The sequence below is a fragment of the Streptomyces sp. NPDC091682 genome (assembly GCF_044756625.1).
GTDB lineage: Bacteria > Actinomycetota > Actinomycetes > Streptomycetales > Streptomycetaceae > Streptomyces.
Window position 1 is genome coordinate 167795 of record NZ_JBIVTH010000004.1, and the last position, 17120, is coordinate 184914.

General features: G+C 69.9%; 11 protein-coding genes and 1 riboswitch. Of the genes, 6 read left to right on the top strand and 5 right to left on the bottom strand.

The features are described from left to right. Position 1 precedes the first annotated feature (1 nt). The 3 genes from cydD to ACIQK6_RS11435 all read right to left on the bottom strand — a co-directional run bounded on the left by cydD (position 2) and on the right by ACIQK6_RS11435 (position 6246). The gene (gene cydD, locus ACIQK6_RS11425) at positions 2 to 3649 is read right to left on the bottom strand and encodes a thiol reductant ABC exporter subunit CydD (protein ID WP_329100235.1); all 3648 of its coding nucleotides are present in this window, start codon (positions 3647 to 3649) and stop codon (positions 2 to 4) included. 71 nt (positions 3650 to 3720) lie between these two features. Continuing rightward, on the bottom strand, positions 3721 to 4722 hold the full coding sequence (cydB, locus tag ACIQK6_RS11430; RefSeq protein ID WP_329100234.1) for a cytochrome d ubiquinol oxidase subunit II: 1002 nt from the start codon (positions 4720 to 4722) through the stop codon (positions 3721 to 3723). An 18-nt stretch (positions 4723 to 4740) separates the two neighbouring features. Next, the gene (locus ACIQK6_RS11435) at positions 4741 to 6246 is read right to left on the bottom strand and encodes a cytochrome ubiquinol oxidase subunit I (protein WP_329100233.1); all 1506 of its coding nucleotides are present in this window, start codon (positions 6244 to 6246) and stop codon (positions 4741 to 4743) included. A 191-nt stretch (positions 6247 to 6437) separates the two neighbouring features. Between ACIQK6_RS11435 and ACIQK6_RS11440 the strand changes: the two genes are divergently transcribed. Continuing rightward, positions 6438 to 6806: a cyclophilin-like fold protein gene (locus tag ACIQK6_RS11440; protein ID WP_329100232.1), complete on the top strand. Its 369-nt coding sequence runs from the start codon at positions 6438 to 6440 to the stop codon at positions 6804 to 6806. A 145-nt stretch (positions 6807 to 6951) separates the two neighbouring features. On the opposite strand, the gene hisC is transcribed toward ACIQK6_RS11440, so the two are convergent. Continuing rightward, positions 6952 to 8031 carry a histidinol-phosphate transaminase gene (gene hisC / locus ACIQK6_RS11445; protein ID WP_402694714.1) on the bottom strand — a complete coding sequence of 360 codons (1080 nt, stop codon included), beginning with the start codon at positions 8029 to 8031 and terminating at the stop codon, positions 6952 to 6954. Positions 8032 to 8392: 361 nt separating this feature from the next. Here hisC and ACIQK6_RS11450 point away from each other — a divergent pair, with 361 nt between their 5' ends. From ACIQK6_RS11450 to ACIQK6_RS11465, 4 genes are all read left to right on the top strand, one after another. Further along, a complete protein-coding gene (locus tag ACIQK6_RS11450; RefSeq protein ID WP_215013179.1) occupies positions 8393 to 9508 on the top strand; it encodes a LacI family DNA-binding transcriptional regulator in 1116 nt (371 codons plus the stop codon). A gap of 292 nt (positions 9509 to 9800) precedes the next feature. Next, positions 9801 to 11084, top strand: coding sequence for a metallophosphoesterase (locus ACIQK6_RS11455; protein WP_329107783.1), 1284 nt, complete (start codon positions 9801 to 9803; stop codon positions 11082 to 11084). Positions 11085 to 11232: 148 nt separating this feature from the next. Then, positions 11233 to 12051: a hypothetical protein gene (locus tag ACIQK6_RS11460; protein WP_329100230.1), complete on the top strand. Its 819-nt coding sequence runs from the start codon at positions 11233 to 11235 to the stop codon at positions 12049 to 12051. Positions 12052 to 13005: 954 nt separating this feature from the next. Continuing rightward, positions 13006 to 13575, top strand: a complete 570-nt coding sequence (locus ACIQK6_RS11465) for a hypothetical protein (RefSeq protein ID WP_329100229.1) — start codon at positions 13006 to 13008, stop codon at positions 13573 to 13575. Between the two features lie 64 nt (positions 13576 to 13639). On the opposite strand, the gene thiC is transcribed toward ACIQK6_RS11465, so the two are convergent. Then, complete coding sequence (gene thiC, locus ACIQK6_RS11470) at positions 13640 to 15427, bottom strand: phosphomethylpyrimidine synthase ThiC (RefSeq protein WP_266594783.1); 1788 nt, start codon at positions 15425 to 15427, stop codon at positions 13640 to 13642. Continuing rightward, a riboswitch (TPP riboswitch) is annotated at positions 15422 to 15567 on the bottom strand. Its footprint overlaps the gene before it by 6 nt. Before the next feature lie 72 nt (positions 15568 to 15639). Between thiC and ACIQK6_RS11475 the strand changes: the two genes are divergently transcribed. Next, positions 15640 to 17094 (top strand): YibE/F family protein, encoded by a 1455-nt coding sequence (locus ACIQK6_RS11475; RefSeq protein WP_329100228.1) that lies wholly within the window; start codon positions 15640 to 15642, stop codon positions 17092 to 17094. The last annotated feature ends 26 nt before the right edge of the window (positions 17095 to 17120 follow it).

Genomic DNA, 17120 nt, shown 5'->3' on the forward strand with positions numbered 1-17120 from the left:
GTTAGTCCCTATTGGCGGGGAAAATTGCCAAAGTCCCGTCCGTTGCCCTTTCGCGCTCCAGCAGCCGCTGCAGCGGTCCCTCGGCAGCGGCCAACTCCGTGTACGAGCCGCGCTGCACGACCTCGCCGCGGTCCAGCACGAGCACCTCGTCGACCGCCTCCAAGCCGGCCAGCCGGTGTGTGATCAGCACGGTGGTCCGGCCTTCGGTCGCGGCCAGCAGATCTGCCGTCAGGGCGTCCGCCGTGGCCAGATCCAGATGCTCGGCCGGCTCGTCCAGGACCAGTACGGGGAAGTCCGCGAGCAGCGCCCGGGCCAGGGCCAGCCGCTGGCGCTGACCACCCGAGATCCGCTCGCCGTGCTCGCCGACCAACGTGTCCAGCCCGTCCGGAAGGCCGTCGGCCCAGTCCAGCAGCCGGGCCGCGGCCAGCGCCTGCCGCAGCTGCTCCTCGCTCGCCCCGGTCCGGGCCAGACGAAGGTTCTCCCGCACCGAGCTGTCGAAGATGTGCGCGTCCTGGGCGCAGAGGCCCACGAGGGCCCGTACGCCGTCGCCGTCGAGCGTGCGCGCGTCGCTCCCGCCCAGGCTGTACGCGCCTTCGGCCGGGTCCAGGAACCGGAGGAGGACCTGGGCCAGGGTGGTCTTGCCGGACCCCGAGGGACCGACGACGGCGATGCGGCGGCCGGCCTCCAGGGTCAGGTCCACGTCCCGCAGCGCAGCCCGCTCCTGGCCGGGGTGACGGGCGGTGAGCCCCGCCAGCCGCAGCGGGAACGGCGAAGCGGGGGCCGCGGCGGGCTGCTCCGGCTCGGCGACCGGGACCGGCGCATCGATGACCTCGTAGACCCGCTCGGCGCTACGGCGCACCCGCTGGCGGTACTGGACGGCGAGCGGAAGGCCGTTCACCGCCTCGAAGGCGGCCAGCGGCATCAGGACCGCAACGGCCATGGCCACTCCGGACAGCCGTCCGTCCTGAACGGCGTTCGCGGCAACGGCCGCGGCGGCCACGACGGTGAGCCCGCACACCAGGGCCGAAAGGCCGCCACCCAGCCCGGCCGCGGCCGAGCCCCGCGCGGCGATGCGCGTCAGCAGGCCGTCGCTCTCGCGCGTCCGCCCCTTGCGGTCCTCCAGCGCACCGGCCACGGTCAGTTCGGCGGTCCCGGTGAGCAGATCGGCCACCCGGGTGGCGAGTTCGCCCCGGGCCGGCGCGAGCCTTTGCTCCGCACGGCGGGCGCAGGCGCCGCTGACCAGCGGTACCGCGATACCGGCGGCGAGCAGTCCGACGGCGAGTACGGCTCCGGCCTCCGGCAGCAGCCATGCGGTGAAGGCGACCGAACCCGATCCGACGAGCACGGCCGTACCCACGGGCAGCAGCCAGCGCAGCCAGTAGTCCTGCAGTGTGTCGGTGTCGGCCACCAGCCGGGCCAGCAGGTCCCCGCGCCGGTGCTCGCGCAGCCCGGCGGGCGCGATGCGCTCCAGCCGGCGGTACACGGAGACCCGCAGGTCGGCGAGCATCCGCAGCACGGCGTCGTGCGAAACGAGCCGCTCGGCGTACCGGAAAACGGCGCGGCCCATTCCGAACGCCCGGGTGGCCGTGACGGCCACCATCAGGTAGAGCACGGGCGGCTGTTCCGAGGCCCGCGAAATCAGCCAGCCCGACACGGCCATCAGGCCGACGCTGCATCCGACGGCCAGCGCCCCGAGCAACAGACCGAGCCTGAAACGTCCTTGCCACGCCCGAGCAACCGCCCGCACCCGGCGCAGCGGATCACCGGCCGCCCCCGAACCGGCCGCCCCCGAACCGGCCAGCCCCGAACCGACCGGTCCCGAACCGACCGGTCCCGAACCGGCGCCGGCGCCCGCCCGCTCGCGCGCCGCACCGAGGATCCACTCCCCGGCATCCGGGACGTGCTCGCCGCGGCCACCGGCCGCGCCGGAGGACAGCCGCTCGGCGCCGACCGGGGAAGCGGCGAGGCGGGGGAGTGTCTCCACGGCAAGCGGCCCCTCGGGGCCGTCGCCCGCCTCCATCGCCACCACCCGGTCCGCGACGGCGAGCAGCGCCGGCCGGTGCACCACCAACAGCACGGTCCGCCCGGCGGACAGCCGCCGGACCGCGTCCACGATCCCCGCCTCGGTCTCGCCGTCCAGCGCCGCCGTCGGCTCGTCCAGCAGCAGCACGGGCCGGTCCGCGAGGAACGCGCGTGCCAGGGCCAGCCGCTGCCGCTGACCGGCGGACAGTCCCACACCGCCCTCGCCCAGCGGGGTCTGCACCCCGCGCGGCAGCGCGGTCACGAATTCCCAGGCCCCGGCGTCCTTCAACGCCTCGGCCACATCCGCCTCGGAGGCCCCCGCGCGGGCCAACCGCACGTTCTCCGCGATCGTTCCTGCGAACAGGTGCGGCCTCTGCGGCACCCAGGCGATCTGCTGCCGCCACTGCGCCGGCGACAGGTCGGCCAGGTCCACGCCCGCGACCCGGACCCGCCCGGCCGTCGGCGTCACGAATCCCAGCAACACCTGGAGCAGGGTGGACTTCCCCGCTCCGCTCGGCCCGGTGAGGGCCACGCACTCCCCCGGCCCGACCGCGAGCGAGACCGGCCGGGGCGAGTCCTCACTGCGACCCTCGTAGCGGACGGCGATCCCCTCGATCTCGATCCGCAGGGGCGTCCCGCCCGGCAGCTCGGCGGCACCGGCCGTACCGGTGGTGGGGGTCTCCAGGACCTCGAAGATCTCCTCGGCGGCCGCCAGCCCTTCGGCGGCCGCGTGGTACTGGGCCCCCACCTGCCGCAGCGGTAGGTACGCCTCGGGCGCCAGGATCAGGATGACCAGCCCGGTGTAGAGGTCCAGTTCGCCGTGGACCAGCCGCATGCCGATGGTCACGGCCACCAGGGCCACCGACAGGGTCGCCAGCAGTTCCAGGGCGAAGGAGGAGAGGAAGGCGATGCGCAGGGTCCGCATCGTCGCGCGCCGGTAGTCATCGGTGATCTTGCGGATCGACTCGGCCTGAGCCTTGGCCCGGCCGAAGACCTTCAGGGTGGGAAGCCCGGCCACCACGTCGAGGAAGTGCCCGGAGAGCCGGGACAGCAACCGCCACTGGCGGTCCATCCGGGACTGGGTGGCCATGCCGATGAGGATCATGAACACGGGGATCAGGGGCAGCGTCACCACGATGATGGCCGCCGACACCCAGTCCTCGGTGACGACGCGGGCCAGCACGGCGACCGGCACGACCACCGCGAGCCCCAGCTGGGGCAGGTAGCGGGAGAAGTAGTCGTCGAGCGCGTCCACGCCCCGGGTGGCCAGTGACACCAGCGAGCCGGTCCGCTGCCCGGCCAGCCAGCCGGGCCCGAGCTCCGCGGCCCTGTCCAGCAGCCTTCCCCGCAGCTCCGACTTGACCGCCGCGCCCGCCCGGTGCGCGGCCAGCTCCGTGAGCCAGGCGATCAGCCCGCGCCCCAGCGCCACCGCCGCGAGCAGCAGCAGTGGCGTCCGGAGCGCCTGGCCGTCGAGCCCCCGCTCGAAGGCTCCGACCACGATCTCGGCGATCAGCATCGCCTGACCGACGACCAGCCCCGCCCCGGCAAGCCCCAGAGCCACCACCGCCCCCAGGAAGAGGCAGGTGGAACGGGCGTACCGCAGCAGGCGCGGGTCGATCGGTTTCACGTGAAACATCCCCTCGGGGAGGTCGTCAGCCGGACGGGCGGGTCATACGTCACGGGGACTCGGTTCAGGACTCAGTGCACGTCGACGATGTGCTGGGTCCCGATCCGCTTGCGGAACACCCAGTACGTCCAGCCCTGGTAGAGCAGGACGAGCGGGGTGGCCACGGCCGCACACCAGGTCATGATCTTCAGGGTGTACGCGCTGGACGAGGAATTGGTGACCGTGAGGTTCCAAGCCTCGTTCAGCGAGGACGGCATGACGTTCGGGAAGAGCGTGAGGAAGAGCATCGCGACGGCCGCCGCGATGGTGACCCCGGACAGTGCGAACGACCAGCCCTCGCGGCCGATCAGGTTGAGGCCGAGGGCCCCGACCAGCGCCAGCACCGCGACGATCATCGCAATCAGGCTCTGGCCGTCGCCACGCGAGACCTGGGTCCAGGTCAGGAAGACCAGGGCCAGCACCGCGGTGACCACGCCCAGCCGGGTCGCCAGCTTCCGCGAGCGGTCGCGGATGTCACCGACGGTCTTGAGCGAGGTGAAGACCGTGCCGTGGAAGGTGAACAGGGTGAGGGTGACCAGCCCGCCGAGGATCGAGTAGACGTTGAGCAGGTCGAGGAAGGTGCCGACGTACTCCTTGTTCTCGTCGATCTTGACGCCGCGCACGATGTTGGCGAAGGCGACGCCCCACAGGAACGCGGGGATCAGCGAGGTCCAGAAGATCGCGTGTTCCCAGTTGGTCTGCCACCGGTCCTCGGGGCGCTTGTGCCGGTACTCGAAGGCGACGCCACGGATGATGAGGCAGATCAAGATGAGCAGCAGCGGCAGGTAGAAGCCCGAGAAGAGGGTGGCGTACCAGTCGGGGAAGGCGGCGAAGGTGGCACCGCCCGCGGTGAGCAGCCAGACCTCGTTCCCGTCCCACACGGGTCCGATCGTGTTGATCAGGACCCGCTTCTCCGTGCGGTCACGGGCGAGCAACTTGGTCAGTACGCCGACTCCGAAGTCGAAGCCCTCCAGGAAGAAGTAGCCGGTCCACAGGACGGCGATGAGTACGAACCAGACATCGTGGAGTTGCATGGTGTGCGCTCCTCGGCCTCAGTACGAGAAGGCCATCGGCCGGTCGGGGTTCTTGTCGTCCCCACCGATCTTGGTGGGTGGGTTGAGGTCTGCCTCGGTGAGTTCGGGCGGGCCGGCCTTGACGTACTTGACGAGGAGTTTGACCTCGATCACGGCCAACACCGCGTACAGGAGCGTGAACCCGATCATCGAGGTGAGCACCTCGGCCTGTGACACGTTCGGCGAGACCGCGTCCCTGGTGCGCAGGACTCCGTAGACGACCCAGGGCTGGCGACCCATCTCGGTGAAGATCCAGCCCCAGGAGTTGGCTATGAGCGGGAAGCCCATCGTCCAGAGCGCGACGATCCAGTACAGGTTGGTGAACTTCGGGCTCAGCGGCTTCGTGAAGAGCACCAGGTGCGGGACCTCGTCCTCCCCGGTCCGCAGCTGCGTCGGCAGCATGAACCGCTTGCGGGTCAGCCACAGGCCCAGTGCTCCGATGCCGAACGAGGCCATGCCGAAGCCGATCATCCAGCGGAAGCCCCAGTAGGCGACGGGGATGTTGGGCCGGTAGTCGCCGGGGCCGTACTTCTCCTGCTCGGCCTTGTTGACGTCGTTGATGCCCGGGACGAAGGAGGTGAAGTCGTCGTTGGCCAGGAAGGACAGCAGGCCGGGGATCTCTATCGCGACCTTGTTGTGGCCCTTGTCGACGTCTCCGTAGGCGAAGACGGAGAAGGGCGCGGGCGCCTCCCCGTCCCAGAGCGCTTCCGCGGCGGCCATCTTCATGGGCTGCTGCTTGTACATCACCTTGCCGAGCAGGTCACCGCTGATCGCCGTGCCCATACCGGCGATGATCATGACGATCAGCCCGAGGCGCAGCGAGCTCCGCATCACGGGGACGTGCTTCTTGCGGGCCAGGTGGAAGGCGGAGATGCCGGCCATGAACGCGCCGCCGACCAGGAAGGCGGCCGTGATGGTGTGGAAGAACTGGGTGAGCGCGGTGTTCTGGGTCAGCACGAGCCAGAAGTCGGTGAGCTCGGCCCGTCCCCGCTCCTCGTTGATGCGGTACCCGACCGGGTGCTGCATCCAGGAATTGGCCGCCAGGATGAAATAGGCGGACAGGACGGTGCCCATGGACACCATCCAGATGCACGCCAGGTGGATCTTCTTCGGCAGCTTGTCCCAGCCGAAGATCCACAGACCGATGAAGGTCGACTCGAAGAAGAAGGCGATCAGCGCTTCGAAGGCCAGGGGGGCCCCGAAGATGTCGCCGACGAATCGCGAGTAGTCGGACCAGTTCATGCCGAACTGGAACTCCTGGACGATGCCGGTGACGACACCCATCGCGATATTGATCAAGAAGAGCTTCCCCCAGAACTTCGTGGCTCTGAGGTACTTCTCCTTCTCGGTGCGCACCCACGCCGTCTGCAGGCCCGCCGTCAGGGCGGCGAGCGAGATCGTCAGGGGTACGAAGAGGAAGTGGTAGACGGTCGTAATGCCGAACTGCCATCGCGCCAATGTCTCCGGCGCCAAAGCTAGGTCCACGTCGTCTTCTCCTTGTCGTCGCCGTGGTCACAGCCGCAGTCTGCCTGGCGGGTTCCTTCCATATCGGGAGGAAGCAGGACACGCTTGTGAACGCGTTCACATTCACAAGCATTATGTCGCACCACTCTCAGCCACTCTCGAGCGGGGTACCCCTCTAGCCAATTGATTCAACAGATTGTTGAATCCAGCTCATGCAGATACGGATCTCCTGGCCTGCGGGCCAACTCACCGCAACCCTCGACGAGACCCCGACCAGCAAGGCGCTGGCCGAGGCCCTTCCGATTTCCGCCTCCGCCAACACCTGGGGCGAGGAGGTCTACTTCGACACCGGGATCTCCGTCGCCCTGGAGGACGACGCCCAGCAGGTCGTCGCTCCGGGCACGGTCGCGTTCTGGACCGAGGGCGACGCCCTCGCACTCCCGTACGGCCCCACGCCCATCTCACGCGGGGGCGAGAGCCGCCTCGCGAGCCCGTGCAACGTGCTCGGCGCCTTCGACGGCGACCCCCGCCTGCTGTCCACCGTCCGCGACGGCGATCCCATCCGCGTGGAACTCGCCTGAGCCACCCCGAAACGCTCCGGCCGGCCGAGCATCTCCGCCGGGCGGGCGCCCCGGAACCGCCCGGGTGCGCTCACCGCCTCCGGCCCGCCAGCGCCCCCGGTGCCTCATCACCCCCGGCCGCTCGCCGCCCGGGGCTCCGTACCGCCTAGAGCTCCTTGAAGAACGCCTCGGCCGTGTGCAGGAAGAGGTCGTTCGCCTCGGTCTCACCGATCGTGACCCGCAGGCCCTCGCCCGCGAAGGGCCGGACCACCACACCGGCCTTCTCGCATGCACCCGCGAACTCGGCGGTCCGCTCACCCAGCCGCATCCACACGAAGTTCGCCTGCGTGTCCGGAACGGTCCAGCCCTGGGCGACCAGCGCCTCGTGCACCCGGGTGCGCTCGCTCACCAGCGCCCCGACGCGGCCCATCAGCTCGTCCTCGGCGCGCAGCGAAGCCACCGCCGCGTCCTGCGCGAGCTGGCTGACGCCGAAGGGCACCGCCGTCTTGCGCAGCGCCGCCGCAACCGGCTCGTGCGCGACTGCGAAGCCGACCCGCAGGCCGGCCAGACCGTACGCCTTGGAGAACGTACGCAACACGGCGACGTTCGGACGGTCGCGGTAGAGCTCGATGCCGTCCGGTACGTCCGCGTCCCGCACGAACTCGCGGTACGCCTCGTCCAGGACCACCAGGACGTCCGAGGGCACCTGGTCCAAGAAGCGCTCCAGCTCGGCGCGGCGCACGGCCGTGCCGGTGGGGTTGTTCGGGTTGCAAACGAAGATCAGCCGGGTCCGGTCGGTGATCGCCGCGGCCATCGCGTCCAGGTCGTGAACGTCGCCGTCGGTCAGCGGGACCCGCACCGAGGTCGCGCCCGAGATCTGCGTGATGATCGGGTACGCCTCGAAGGAGCGCCAGGCGTAGATCACCTCGTCGCCCGGGCCGGCGGTCGACTGGATCAGCGACTGGGCCACACCGACCGAGCCGGTGCCCGTGGCGATGTGCTCGACCGGCACGCCGAAGCGCTCGGCGAGCTCGTTCACGAGGCCGGTGCAGGCCATGTCGGGGTACCGGTTGAAGTTCCCGGCCGCGGCGACCGCCGTCTCCAGCACGCCCGACAACGGCGGGTACGGGTTCTCGTTCGAGGACAGCTTGTACGCGACAGGCCCTCCCGCGGCAGCCGGCTTGCCGGGCTTGTACGTCGGAATGCCGTCCAGCTCGGCGCGCAGCTTCGGGCTCTTCTCGCTCACCGCAGGTCCTCCTCGACCGTCCCGTACGACGTCGCCGTCGACTCAATACTGCTCACCTTATGAGGATTCCGCCGTTCCGAGAATGGGGGCGCCAGAAATGCGGGGGAGCGCACGCATATATGCGTGCGCCGGTGGCCTGCGCCGTGGCGCGCATCCCTCGTGCAGGTGAGTTGAGAACGACCAGAGATCACATCGTTTTGGCATGCCCGGACCCGACGACAAGCCCCACACTCACCCTCAGCGACCAAAAACCTTCATTTCCAAGGTCATTGTGGGTGGCGAACCATGCAGAAACGTGTCTGTCAACGCCTGCATATGCACCCAGACCACCCTCCCCACCGAGCCCTACTATCGGCTCGCCATGACAGCAGCAGGGAAGCATCAGGTGAGCCGGACCGAGACCACCCGGCGGGCCGCCGGCCGACAGGGCCGGGCCGGCATCAGGGACGTGGCCGCCGCGGCGGGCGTCTCCATCACGACCGTCTCCGACGCGCTCAATGGCAAGGGACGGCTGCCCGACGCCACCCGCCGCCACGTTCGCGAAGTGGCCGACCGGCTGGGCTACCGCCCGTCGGCCGCCGCCCGCACCCTCCGTACCGGCAAGTCCGGCCTCATCGGCCTGACCGTGACGACGTACGGGGATGAACCTTTCACCTTCACCGAATTCGCCTACTTCGCCGAGATGGCCAGGGCCGCCACCTCCGCCGCGCTCGCCCGCGGCTACGCCCTGGTCATCCTTCCCGCCACCTCCCGCCACGACGTGTGGTCCAACGTCGCCCTCGACGGCACCGTCGTCATCGACCCCTCCGACCACGATCCCGTCGTCACCGAACTGGTCCGCCAAGGCTTGCCCGTGGTCTCCGACGGCCGCCCCGCAGGCTCCCTCCCCGTCACCGCCTGGGTCGACAACGACCACGAGGCCGCCGTACTCGGCCTGCTGGACCACCTCGCCGCCGCCGGTGCCCGCCGGATCGGCCTGTTGACCGGGACCACCACCGACACCTACACCCGGCTCTCCACCACCGCCTACCTCAGCTGGTGCGAGCGCGTCGGCCAGGACCCCGTCTACGAGTCCTACCCCGCCCACGACCCGTGCGCGGGCGCCGTCGCCGCCGACCGGCTCCTCGCCCGCCCCGACCGGCCCGACGCGGTCTACGGGCTCTTCGACCCCAACGGCACCGATCTGCTCGCCGCCGCCCGCCGCTACGGCCTGCGCGTACCCGAGGACCTGCTGCTCGTGTGCTGCAGCGAGTCCACCGTCTACGCCAACACAGAGCCGCCCATCACCACCCTGTCCCTCAAACCCCGCCGCATCGGCACCGCCGTCGTACAGCTGCTCATCGACGCGATCGAGGGAGTGGACACCGGACGCCCCGTCGAACAGGTCGTCCCGACCGAACTCATCATCCGTACCTCTTCGCAGCGCAGGCAGCCCCGCACGACCGTCAGCCCGCCCCGTTCGCCGGCCCAGGACTGACCGACAGACCGTCCGGTCGGCCCGTCGAAGGGTCTCCCGCGGACGGTCCGCGGACCGTCCGCGGACCGTCCGAGGGCCATCCGACGACCGACCGAGCACCGACCAAGGACCGGCCGAGGATTTCCGCAACGCCGATATCGGGAGAAAACGGTAGGAACGATCGGCTCCGCAAAGGATTCACCACCCCTGGTGCGTCACAGAGCGCGAGCCGCATTCCTATGATGGGCGCACGACATCACGGACCCTCCTCACTGGAGGTCAGGAGGGTCCGCAGGTGTACGGCAGCGCGACGGTGGTGGAGGGGTCGATGACTCAGGGGGCCGGTCAGGGACCCGCGATGCGGACGGACACGCTGCGGGACTTCCGGGTTCCCGTCACCGAACCCGCCCTGTACGCCGTAACCACGTCCACCGGGCTGCCCGGAGAGCCCCCGGTGTACGGCGAGTACCCGGCGTACTACGAGGACGCCACGCCGAACGTGCCCCCGCAGCCCGGCTACCCGCCGCACGCGCCCACACCCCACCCGGCCGCACCGCAGGCGCCCGCACAGCAGCCTCCGTACCCCGACACGCGCATCCACGCGCGCCCCGATGCCGAACCGGCTCAGGCGACGCCCCGGGGGCCCGGCGAGGACGACCTGGAGGGCTACACCCCCACCTACCGGGACCTACCCGTCATCGGCCGCGGCGCACTCGGTGGCCCCGGCGACACCGTCCAGGTCCAGTACGTGCCCCAGGAACAGGCGGCGGGTCCCGGCCCCCTCTACGTGGTCGGCGACGTCCACGGCTACCTCGACGAGCTCGTCACCGAACTCCACGCCCAGGGTCTGATCGACGCGGAGCGCCGCTGGTCCGCCGGCAACGCCCGGCTCTGGTTCCTCGGCGACTTCACCGACCGCGGCCCCGACGGCATCGGCGTCATCGACCTCGTCATGAGACTGTCGGCCGAGGCCGCCGCCGCCGGCGGCTACTGCAAGGCCCTGATGGGCAATCACGAGCTCCTGCTCATCGGCGCCAAGCGGTTCGGCGACACCCCGGTCGTCTCCGGCGCCGGCACCGCCACCTTCCAGGCCGCCTGGCTCCTCAACGGCGGCCAGCGCACCGACATGGAACGCCTGCAGGACGTCCACCTGCAGTGGATGTCCCGCCTGGACGCAGCCGTCCTGGAGGAGGGCCACCTACTGCTGCACTCCGACACCACGGCCTACCTCGACTACGGCGACTCCATCGAGGACGTCAACGACACCATCCACGAGCTCCTCAACCGCGGTGACGCCGACATCACCTGGGACCTCTTCCGCAAGTTCACCAAGCGGTTCGCCTTCCGCGACGAGGAAACCGGCCCGACAGCCGTCCGCGAACTCCTCGACACCTACGGCGGCAGCCGCGTCGTCCACGGGCACAGCCCCATCCCGTACCTGCTCGGTGAAGTGGGCACCGAGGACGGCGACGAGTCACGCGGCCCCGAGGCCGTGGACGGCCCGCACGTGTATGCGGACGGGCTCGCCATCGCGATGGACGGCGGGGTGACGATGGCGGGCAAACTGCTCGTCGTACAACTTCCCCTGAGCGACTGAGAGCTTACGGAGAGGGGTATTTCCGGAAAGCCCCTGTCACGGCGTGGCGTGGGCGCTCTACCATCGCTCTATCCATAGCAGGCTCTCCTCCGTTTGTGCCGGTGCCCGGGTCTACGCGGGCATACCGGCTTCTACGGAGCATCGGGGGATGCACATGACCAGCGCTCCGCACCTGCTGACCGAAGACCGACCGGAGTTCGATCGGCTCGTCGACGAGGCGCTGCGCGCCGCGCACGAGCGGCCCGAACTCGCCACCCTCGGCGAACGGCTGAACGCCGAACAGCTGCGCACCATGGCACAGGGGGCCAGCGCCCTACTGGCGGCCGCGGCCGCCGCCGAGTACGACCACTACGTGAAGGTCCGCGAGGAACGACGCGACGGAGTACTGACCCCGCCCGGCATGACGGGGGACGAGGACGGCGCCCAGGACGGCGGGGGAGGTGCGGGCATCGGCGCCGTGGTCGCGGTCCTCGCGCCCGTACTGGCGGGCACCGCGATGCTGATCTTCCTGCTCGTGGGCTACATCCTGAAGATGATCGAGCCCGAACCGGCCTTCGCCGAAACCATGCTGACGGCGGGCTGGCTCTTCGGCGGGCTCACCGCGGCCGCTCTGCTCTTCGCCGTGATCGGGCTGCTGGTGACGGCCGTCCGCAACAGTGCGACCGAGGTGGCGGCGGACGAAACGGAGGCGATACCCGACGAGGTCGCCCGGGCCCGCGAGGCCTGGCGGCACGCCCTGCTGGAGCGCGGCATCATGCCCTTCCTGCGGGACGCACTGGCCGATCCGAGCGCCGGCCCCGGCTTTCCCACGCCCCGCACCCCGGCGGCCGGCCGCATCCCCAACCTGGGTTACAGCCGGCCCGACTTCACCAGCCCGGGATCCCCGTCGGAGAGCCCCCGGCCCGGCTACACGCCTCCGGACTTCACCAGCCCGGACTTCGGCGGCCCGGAACACGAACCGGAGTGATCGCGGCGCGGGGCGCCAGCGCCTCGCACCGGCCACCGACCGTAAGGAGGCGCCCCCGGAAACTCCGGTGAGGTGCCGGTGCACCGTGCATCGTCCCCACCGGTCCGGTCACCTGCCCCCCGGATATCGCAAGGCCGCCTCAGACTGTCCGGAAACCATCACTATGGTCCGTTCATCACTTGAGAGGGCCCCATCTCGTCCATATGGTCATTTACGACCGTAGCGGTGAACCACCACAGCAGGGGACTCAGATGGAAGACGGGCGGACGGCCGGGGCCGTCCTGGGGCTTGCGGGCTTCAACGCTGCACTGACCGTGGCAGCGACCGCCGCCACTTGGGATGACGGCCCCACTCCGTGGGCGGCCGCTGCCGCGACTTCCGCACTCGTCTTCCTCGTGCTCCTCCGCAAGCGCTGACGATCGCGATCCGGCCAGATCGTCGGCTGGAGCAACCGGAACGACCGCCCGGTGAGCACGGGGTGCCTCTGTGAGGGCGACCGACCGCAGACCGTCGAACCGGGCCGCCCCCGCCCCTCCGGCACCTGCGAGCCCAGGGGCCCTGGATGAGGGACCGACCGACGGCTCCCCCCACGGCGCCTTCAGGTCGCCGCCGTGCTCACGGCAATTGTCCTGCGAGATCTTCATCGGGGGAAGGAACTGTCCGCAGATCGGCCTGGTTCTCCCGCCTCAATCCGTAAAGGAAACCCCCTGGTCAGTAATCGGAAACGCCTGGCCCGGGGCTACGCCTGCCACTAGCGTCGGCGTCGAACTCTCATCCGCACCATCACCGGGGGGACTCATGCACGCCCGCACGACGCAACTGGCGGCCTCAGCCGTAGCAGCTGTCATCGGCCTGCTCCTCACGTCAGGGTGTGCCCCGGCGCAGGAGCCGAAGGCCGCCGCTGGGGTGTCGTCCGCCACTCCGCCGACCAAGGCCGCCGACACACCCCTAACGATGGCCCAGCTCAAGACCCTCGCCTTTAAGGACGGAGAAGTCCCGCAGGCCGACGAACCCATCGAGGTACGCGAACCGATGCCGGAAGGCAGCGGGCGCACCTTCCCGCCCATATCCGACCCCTCCTGCCAGCCGCTCATCGACGCCCGTTCGGGTTCGGGTTCATTCGCTCACGTCTTCCAGACCTTCAACTGGAAGACGAGCATCGATGGTGGCGGCTCAACACTCGCCTCCTACGAGAAGGGCAAAGCCGAGCAGCTCTTCGCACAGCTCAAGCAGGCCCTTGCCACCTGCCGGTCATACCGGGGCGAGGGCTACGCAGGGAAGTTCGAGGCGACGGTGAAGACGGAGGCACCGCCGCAGGTCGGCGACGAGGCAGTCGCCTTCCGGGAGATCATCCCCTTGGGGCCGGAGTACCCCGCAGACCGCAACGAGCAATTGATCGTGGTACGCACGGGAAACACCATCGCCACGTTCTCCGAGCTCAGCATGGGCAAGGAAATCCTGGCGTTCCCCGTTGAGCTGGTAAGTCGGCAGGTGGAACGGCTGCGGGACGCTCAACGAGCCTGATCAAGCGAACCGACCGACCGACGGCTCCCCCCACGGCGCCGTCGGACAGTCGCGTTCGCCCAGGTCAGTCGGCCAGCGGCAGGTAGACCCGGCTGCCCGAGGCCGCGAACTCGGCGGACTTCTCCGCCATGCCCGCCTGGATCTCCTCCGCCTTCAGGTCGCCGCCGTGCTCACGGCGGATGTCCTGCGAGATCTTCATCGAGCAGAACTTCGGACCGCACATGGAGCAGAAGTGCGCGGTCTTGGCCGGCTCCGCCGGGAGGGTCTCGTCGTGGAACTCGCGTGCCGTGTCCGGGTCGAGGGCCAGGTTGAACTGGTCCTCCCAGCGGAACTCGAACCGCGCGTCGGACAGGGCGTCGTCCCACTCCTGGGCGCCCGGGTGCCCCTTGGCCAGGTCCGCGGCGTGCGCCGCGATCTTGTACGTGATGACGCCGGTCTTGACGTCGTCGCGGTTGGGCAGGCCCAGGTGCTCCTTGGGCGTGACGTAGCAGAGCATCGCGGTGCCCCACCAGGCGATCATCGCGGCGCCGATGCCCGAGGTGATGTGGTCGTACGCGGGCGCGACGTCCGTGGTCAGCGGGCCGAGCGTGTAGAACGGCGCCTCCTCGCAGATCTCCTGCTGGAGGTCGATGTTCTCCTTGATCTTGTGCATCGGGACGTGGCCCGGGCCCTCGATCATCGTCTGGACGTTGTGGCGCTTGGCGATCGTGTTCAGCTCGCCCAGCGTCTTCAGCTCGGCGAACTGCGCCGCGTCGTTGGCATCCGCGATCGAACCGGGGCGCAGGCCGTCACCGAGGGAGTACGTGACGTCGTACGTCGCGAGGATCTCGCAGAGCTCCTCGAAGTTCGTGTAGAGGAAGTTCTCCTTGTGGTGCGCCAGGCACCACGCGGCCATGATCGAGCCACCGCGCGAGACGATGCCGGTCTTGCGGCGGGCGGTCAGCGGCACGTAGGGGAGGAGCACGCCGGCGTGGACCGTCATGTAGTCGACGCCCTGCTCGGCCTGTTCGATGACCGTGTCCTTGTAGATCTCCCAGGTCAGGTCCTCGGCGCGGCCGTCGACCTTCTCCAGCGCCTGGTAGAGCGGGACGGTGCCGATCGGAACGGGCGAGTTGCGCAGCACCCACTCGCGGGTGGTGTGGATGTTGCGGCCGGTCGAGAGGTCCATGACCGTGTCGGCGCCCCACTTGGTCGCCCAGGTCATCTTGTCGACCTCCTCCTCAATGGAGGAGGTGACCGCGGAATTGCCGATGTTGGCGTTGACCTTCACCAGGAACCGCTTGCCGATGATCATCGGCTCGATCTCGGGGTGGTTCACGTTCGCCGGAAGCACGGCGCGACCTGCGGCGATCTCCTCGCGGACGACCTCGGGGGAGACGTTCTCGCGGATCGCGACGTACTCCATCTCCGGGGTGATCTCGCCGCGGCGGGCATACGCGAGCTGCGTGACGGCGGCGCCGCCGCGACCGCGGCGGGGCTGGCGGGGGCGGCCCGGGAAGACCGCGTCGAGGTTCTTGAGGCCGCCGCGCGGCGAGGTGTGCTTGATGCCGTCGTCCTCGGGGCGCACGGGGCGACCCGCGTACTCCTCGGTGTCCCCGCGGCTGATAATCCAGTTCTCGCGCAGTGGCGCGAGGCCGCGGCGGACGTCGGTCTCGATCTGCGGGTCGGTGTACGGACCGGACGTGTCGTAGAGCGTCACGTCCTTGCCGTTGGTGAGGTGGACCTGGCGAACCGGCACCCGGAGGTCGGGGCGGGAGCCCGCCAGGTATCCCTTGTGCCAGCCGGGCTGGCGCTCGGTCTGGCCGTCGGCGTCCTGGCTGACGGCAGGCGTGCGTGCGTCCTGAATGGTCATGAGACCTGATCTCCCTACGCCGGCATTACCCGGTAACAGGTTCGGCGGTCGACGCAGCCTCTTCCCGTACGCATCGGTGATGCCCGTACGGTGATCAGCGTCCTCTCAGCCCGGTGCTCCGAGCTCCCGCGTTGTGCAAAGGTGCCCCCACGCTAGCGTCATCCATGGCGTGCTGAACAGTGGGCCCCCTCATCTCTTGCGATGATCTGCTGGTGACGCCCTCGCCGCAGCCCCCCATCGAGCACACTGAGCCCCATGGCCACAACGGCCACGCGCATGCGGGCCCCGGACCGTCCGACGGGCACTCCGACAGACACTCCGACGGGCACTCCGGCGGTGGCTCGGACGGGCAACCCCCGGGTCCACCCCACAACCACGGCCACGGCCACAGTCATGGCCACGGCCCGGCGGCCCCCGTCTCGAAGCACCTGCGCAAGGTCATCGCGGCCGTACTGATCCCCTTCGCCGTGGCCGTCTTCGTCGGCATGGTGGTGCTCTGGCCGGGCGGCGCCCCCGGCCACGAGCGCACGGGGGTGGGATTCGACCGGCAGACCCAGCAGGGCGTGGTCGTGTCGATCGAACAGGTCGACTGCAAGTCCGTGAACGCCGCGCAGGTACCGACGACCGGAACTCCCACTGCCCCCGGGGGCAGTGGGGCCCAGGCCGCGCCGACCGGTGAGTGCAAGAAGGCCACCGTCGAGGTCACCAGCGGCCCGGACAAGGGCCGCACCTTCGTGGAGGTCGTCCAGCCGGGCGCGCCGCGGCAGTTGGAGGACGGCCAGGAGGTGGTGGTGGCGTACGCACCGGACGCCCCCCGTGACCTGCAGTACTCGGTGATCGACGTGAACCGCAAGCTCCCGATGGCGCTGCTGGCCGGCATCTTCGCCGTCGCGGTCGTCGTCGTCGGGCGGATGCGCGGGCTGTTCGCGCTGATCGCGCTGGTGGTCAGCTTCGGCGTGCTGACCCTCTTCATCCTCCCGGCCATCCTGCAGGGTTCGAATCCGCTGGTCGTCGCGGTGGTCGGGGCGAGCGCCATCATGCTGATCGCGCTCTACATGTGCCACGGACTGACCGCCCGTACCTCGGTGGCCGTCCTCGGCACCCTGGTTTCGCTGCTCCTGATCGGGCTGCTCGGCTCGGGGTTCATCGACTGGGCGTTCCTCAGCGGCAACACCGACGACAACACCGGGCTGATCCACGGGCTGTACCCGGACATCGACATGAGCGGTTTGCTGCTCGCAGGCGTGATCATCGGATCGCTGGGCGTACTCGACGACGTGACGGTCACCCAGACGTCGGCGGTGTGGGAGCTGCACCACGCGGACCCCTCGATGGGGCCGCGCGCGCTCTACCGGGCGGCCATCAGGATCGGCCGCGACCACATCGCGTCGGTGGTCAACACCCTGGTGCTGGCCTACGCGGGTGCCGCGCTGCCGCTGCTCCTACTGTTCTCGATCGCGAACAGCAGCATGGGTTCGGTGGCCAATAGCGAGCTGGTGGCGGAAGAAATCGTACGGACCCTCGTGGGATCGATCGGCCTGGTGGCCTCGGTCCCCGTGACGACGGCGCTGGCCGCACTGGTGGTTTCTGCCGACCGACCGGGATCCACGGCGGGCACCCCGGCCGCGGGGACGGTCCGCGGCCGGGGCCGGCGGCGCAAGCGCTGAGCGGCCAAGGCGCCGGCCGGCCGTTC

Excerpts from the sequence above, each read along its gene's own strand:
- cydB (WP_329100234.1), bottom strand. The coding sequence starts at position 4,722 with ATGCAACTCCACGATGTCTGGTTCGTACTCATCGCCGTCCTGTGGACC.
- ACIQK6_RS11440 (WP_329100232.1), top strand. The coding sequence starts at position 6,438 with ATGCAGATACGGATCTCCTGGCCTGCGGGCCAACTCACCGCAACCCTC.
- ACIQK6_RS11450 (WP_215013179.1), top strand. The coding sequence starts at position 8,393 with ATGACAGCAGCAGGGAAGCATCAGGTGAGCCGGACCGAGACCACCCGG.
- ACIQK6_RS11460 (WP_329100230.1), top strand. The coding sequence starts at position 11,233 with ATGCACATGACCAGCGCTCCGCACCTGCTGACCGAAGACCGACCGGAG.
- ACIQK6_RS11465 (WP_329100229.1), top strand. The coding sequence starts at position 13,006 with ATGGCCCAGCTCAAGACCCTCGCCTTTAAGGACGGAGAAGTCCCGCAG.
- thiC (WP_266594783.1), bottom strand. The coding sequence starts at position 15,427 with ATGACCATTCAGGACGCACGCACGCCTGCCGTCAGCCAGGACGCCGAC.